Below are 4,341 nucleotides of genomic sequence, written 5' to 3'. Positions count from 1 at the left end.
GTCGACGCCGTGTTCCTGCCCGCCGCGGGCGCCCTGCCGTCCCTTGTCACCGGACGCGCGCAACTCGCCCGCGTCCAGGGTCTGCGCGCCCTCGCCTCCCGGCTCGCCAACGTGCTGGGCGGACCGCTCGGCGGGCTCGGCATCGCACTCGGCGGCACCGTGGGGGCGTTCGGCTGCGCGGCGCTCCTCATCGGCGTCGCCCTGCCGCTCCTGCTCGCCGTACGTGTGCGGGAGGTGCCGCCGCACGAGCGGCAGGAGCGCGGCGGCGCCCTCTCCGAACTCCGGGACGGGTTGCGGTACATCGCCCACGACCCCGTGCTGCGGCCCCTCGTCCTCGTCATCGCCCTCGGCGACCTCGGCTTCGTGGGCCCGATGAACCTGGGCCTGACCCTCCTCGCCCGGGACCGGGGGTGGGGCTCCGCCGGAATGGGCCTGGTCCTCGCCGGGTTCGGCGTCGGCGCCGGGCTCGCGGCGCTGCTGCTCACCGTGCGCGGACGGGTGGCGCGGGCCGGCCGGGTCACCGGCGGCGTGACCGTCGTCGGGTCCGTGGCGATCGCGGCCCTCGCCCAGGTGCCGTCCGTGGCGGGCGCCGCCGCCGTGGCCCTGGCGATCGGCCTGCTCGTCGGGCTCGCCGGCACCCTGAGCGGGGCGCTGCTCCAGACGTACGCGGGCCCCGCCTACCTCGGCCGCGTCACCTCCGCCTCCACCCTGGTCAGCTTCGGCGTCGCACCGCTGTCCTTCCCGGTGGTCGGCTGGGCGGTGCAGGAGTGGGGGACGGGCCCGGTGTTCGCGGTGTGCGCGTCCGTCTGCGCGTCCGGCGGTGCGCTGGCGCTCGTCTCACGACCGCTGCGCAACGCCGAACTCCCCTAGCGGGAGACCTACTTGTCGTTGGGAGACCTACGCGGCCGCCCGCTGCATCAGCTGCACATAGTTGCCCACGGTGTCGTCGAGCACCGCCGTGATCACCGCGCCCTGCTCCTCGGGGTCCTGGGTGAACACGACGCCCAGCTTCTGCAGCCGCTCGTGCTCCGCCGCCACGTCCTCGACCGAGAACACCACGACCGGCAGCCCCTCCGCGCGCAGGGCCGCACGGTACGGCTCCGCGATCGGGCCCTGGCCGGGCTCCAGGAGGAGCTCCACGTCCCCCTGGGCCCCGGCCGCGCCCACCGTCACGAACAAGGTGCCGTCGCCCAGGTCCACGTGGGTGCGCGTCTCGAAGCCGAGCACGTCCGTGTAGAAGGCGTGGGCCTTGGCCACGTCGTCGACGTAGACGCTGGTCATGGCGAGCTTGATCATGGATGCCTTTCCTTGCGGCGCGGGTGCGGCGCGATGCCTACAGACCGAGCGCCTTCGTCTCGCCGAGCTGGGCGATGGCGGCCTTGTCGCCGTCCAGCTCCACGTTCGCCGCGTCCTGTCGGCCGAACACGTACATCAGGAGCTCGGCCGGTTCACCGGTGACCGTCACCACCGGCGTACCGCGGTGGGCGACCGCCGTCTGACCGTCCGGGCGACGCAGCACCACGCCCACCGGCGCCTTGCGCCCCACCATCCTCGCCATCCGCTCCAGGCGCGACCACAGCGCCTCGGAGAAGACCGGGTCGAGCGCGCGCGGCGACCAGTCGGGCTGGGCGCGCCGCACGTCCTCGGCGTGGACGTAGAACTCCACCGCGTTCGCCGCCTCGTCGATCTGCTTGAGGCTGAACGGCGAGAAGCGCGGGGGACCCGTACGGATCAGCTGGATCAGTTCCTCGTACGGCTTCTCGCGGAATTCCCCGCGCACCCGTTCAAGACGGGACGCGAGAGGTTTGACGAAGGCGCCGCTCGCCGCGTCCGGGCGGCGCTCGCGCACCACCACGTGGGCCGCGAGGTCGCGGGCGGTCCAGCCCTCGCACAGAGTGGGGGCCTCGGGGCCCGCCGCCTCCAACAGATCAGCCAGGAGAAGCCGTTCACGCTTGGCATGGGTCGACATGGCCGCCAGCCTACGACCGGCCCGGGCGTCCGGACAGTGGACGGCACGCCAAGACGCCATCGGGGCGCGGCACAATGGCACCTATGACCAGCGAGCCCCCCTCCCGCCTCCCGACCACCGCCCCTGAAGGCGGTGCCCCGCACCGCAGCGCGCCCTCCCGCCACCTCGACCCCGCCATCGCCGCCCGCCTCAAGCGCAGCGCCGACGGTCTGGTCCCCGCCATCGCCCAGCAGTACGACACCGGCGAGGTGCTCATGCTCGGCTGGATGGACGACGAGGCGCTGCACCGCACCCTGACCACCGGCCGTTGCACCTACTGGTCGCGCAGCCGTCAGGAGTACTGGGTCAAGGGCGACACCTCCGGTCACTTCCAGCACGTGAAGTCGGTCGCGCTCGACTGCGACGCCGACACCGTCCTGGTGAAGGTCGACCAGGTGGGCGCCGCCTGCCACACCGGCGCCCGGACCTGCTTCGACGCCGACGTCCTCCCCGTCACGCAGTAGGGTCGGCCGCCATGGATCTTGAGACCTTCCGCAAGCTCGCGACCGACCGCCGCGTGATCCCCGTCAGCCGCAAGCTCCTCGCGGACGGCGACACCCCCGTCGGCCTGTACCGCAAGCTCGCCGCCGAGCGGCCGGGCACGTTCCTCCTGGAGTCCGCGGAGAACGGCCGGTCCTGGTCCCGGTACTCGTTCGTGGGCGTGCGCGCGGCCGGGACCCTGACCACGCGCGACGGCCAGGCCCACTGGCTGGGCACCCCGCCGGTCGGCGTCCCCGTCGACGGCGACCCGCTGACCGCCCTGCGCGCCACCGTCGAGACGCTGCACACCCCGCGCTACGAGGGCCTGCCGCCCTTCACCGGCGGCATGGTCGGCTACCTCGGCTACGACATCGTGCGCCGCCTGGAGAAGATCGGCCCCGGCGAGCGGGACGACCTGCGACTGCCCGAGCTGACGATGCTGCTCACCAGCGACCTCGCCGTGCTCGACCACTGGGACGGCTCCGTCCTGCTGATCGCCAACGCGATCAACCACAACGACCTCGCCACGGGCGTCGACGAGGCCTACGCCGACGCCGTCGCCCGCCTCGACGCCATGGAGGCCGACCTCGGCAAGCCGGTCGACTCCGCCCCGGCCGCCCTGCCGCCGTCCGAGCTCCCGGAGTTCACCGCCCTGTGGGGCGGCGAGCAGTACCAGGACGCCGTCGAGGACATCAAGGAGCGCATCCGCGCGGGCGAGGCCTTCCAGGTCGTGCCGTCCCAGCGGTTCGAGACGCCGTGCACGGCGAGCGCGTTGGACGTGTACCGGGTCCTGCGGGCGACGAACCCCTCCCCGTACATGTACCTCTTCCGGTTCGACGGGTTCGACGTCGTCGGCTCGTCCCCCGAGGCCCTCGTCAAGGTCGAGGACGGGCGGGCCATGGTCCACCCCATCGCCGGGACCCGGCCGCGCGGCGCCACCCCCCAGGCCGACCAGGCGCTCGCCGAGGAACTCCTCGCCGACCCCAAGGAGCGCGCCGAGCACCTCATGCTCGTCGACCTCGGGCGCAACGACCTCGGCCGCGTCTGCGAACCCGGCTCCGTCGAGGTCGTCGACTTCATGTCCGTCGAGAAGTACTCGCACGTCATGCACATCGTGTCGACCGTCACCGGCACGGTCGCCGAGGGCCGCACCGCCTACGACGTGCTCACCGCCTGCTTCCCCGCCGGCACCCTCTCCGGCGCGCCCAAGCCCCGCGCGATGCAGATCATCGACGAACTGGAGCCGTCCCGGCGCGGCCTGTACGGCGGCTGCGTCGGCTACCTCGACTTCGCCGGCGACTCCGACACCGCCATCGCCATCCGCACCGCGCTGCTGCGCGGGGGCACCGCGTACGTGCAGGCGGGCGCCGGTGTCGTCGCCGATTCGGACCCGGTCGCCGAGGACACCGAGTGCCGCAACAAGGCGGCCGCGGTGCTGCGCGCCGTCCACACGGCGAACCGGCTCGGCGCCGGCGCGGGTGTGAAGTGACCCACGCCTCCCGCCCCCGGGGCGCACACACCTGTACGGACAGGCGATAGTGGAGTACGTGACTGCCGTACCGCACCCCCGAACCGATGCCGCCGAGAGCGCAGAGCCGAGCAAGAACGGCCGGCGCAGCCTCGGTGTCGCCCTGCTCTTCGGTGCCGTCGGCGCCGCGGTCGCGCTGCTGGCGTCCCGGCAGGAGTGGTGCTCCGGCGTCGCCGCCGTGGCCGGCGGCAAGCTGCCGCTGGACGCCAAGGGCAGCGATGTCACGGGCGTCCCCGCGGCCCTGGCCATAGTGGGACTCGCCGCCCTCGTCGCCGTGTTCGCGGTGCGCCGGGCGGGCCGCATCCTGGTCGCCGCCCTGCTCGCG

Annotated in this window: 6 protein-coding genes; 4 read left to right on the top strand and 2 right to left on the bottom strand. The window is 73.6% G+C overall.

Translation table 11 applies throughout. The annotated features are described in order from the left end of the window. The coding region (locus G3I40_RS30940; protein ID WP_164305936.1) for an MFS transporter at window positions 1-870 on the top strand (870 nt) is incomplete at its 5' end. A 27-nt stretch (window positions 871-897) separates the two neighbouring features. On the opposite strand, the gene G3I40_RS30935 is transcribed toward G3I40_RS30940, so the two are convergent. Both G3I40_RS30935 and G3I40_RS30930 read right to left on the bottom strand, forming a co-directional pair. Next, complete coding sequence (locus G3I40_RS30935) at window positions 898-1,296, bottom strand: VOC family protein (protein WP_164305935.1); 399 nt, start codon at window positions 1,294-1,296, stop codon at window positions 898-900. 37 nt (window positions 1,297-1,333) lie between these two features. After that, window positions 1,334-1,969, bottom strand: coding sequence for a TIGR03085 family metal-binding protein (locus G3I40_RS30930; protein ID WP_164305934.1), 636 nt, complete (start codon window positions 1,967-1,969; stop codon window positions 1,334-1,336). Window positions 1,970-2,052: 83 nt separating this feature from the next. On the opposite strand from G3I40_RS30930, the gene hisI reads away from it, so the two are divergent. The 3 genes from hisI to G3I40_RS30915 all read left to right on the top strand — a co-directional run. Beyond that, window positions 2,053-2,472, top strand: a complete 420-nt coding sequence (hisI, locus tag G3I40_RS30925; RefSeq protein ID WP_164305933.1) for a phosphoribosyl-AMP cyclohydrolase — start codon at window positions 2,053-2,055, stop codon at window positions 2,470-2,472. An 11-nt stretch (window positions 2,473-2,483) separates the two neighbouring features. Continuing rightward, window positions 2,484-3,977: an anthranilate synthase component I gene (locus tag G3I40_RS30920; protein ID WP_164305932.1), complete on the top strand. Its 1,494-nt coding sequence runs from the start codon at window positions 2,484-2,486 to the stop codon at window positions 3,975-3,977. A gap of 49 nt (window positions 3,978-4,026) precedes the next feature. Then, the coding region (locus tag G3I40_RS30915; protein WP_164305931.1) for a TIGR02234 family membrane protein at window positions 4,027-4,341 on the top strand (315 nt) is incomplete at its 3' end.

Origin of the sequence: Streptomyces sp. SID14478, assembly GCF_010548525.1 — a bacterium.
Classification (GTDB): domain Bacteria; phylum Actinomycetota; class Actinomycetes; order Streptomycetales; family Streptomycetaceae; genus Streptomyces.
The sequence above is the reverse complement of the archived record's forward strand: the minus strand, read 5'-3'. Positions and strand labels throughout refer to the sequence as shown.

Coding starts and splice junctions, on each gene's coding strand:
- hisI (WP_164305933.1), top strand. CDS start 2,053: ATGACCAGCGAGCCCCCCTCCCGCCTCCCGACCACCGCCCCTGAAGGC.
- G3I40_RS30935 (WP_164305935.1), bottom strand. CDS start 1,296: ATGATCAAGCTCGCCATGACCAGCGTCTACGTCGACGACGTGGCCAAG.
- G3I40_RS30920 (WP_164305932.1), top strand. CDS start 2,484: ATGGATCTTGAGACCTTCCGCAAGCTCGCGACCGACCGCCGCGTGATC.
- G3I40_RS30930 (WP_164305934.1), bottom strand. CDS start 1,969: ATGTCGACCCATGCCAAGCGTGAACGGCTTCTCCTGGCTGATCTGTTG.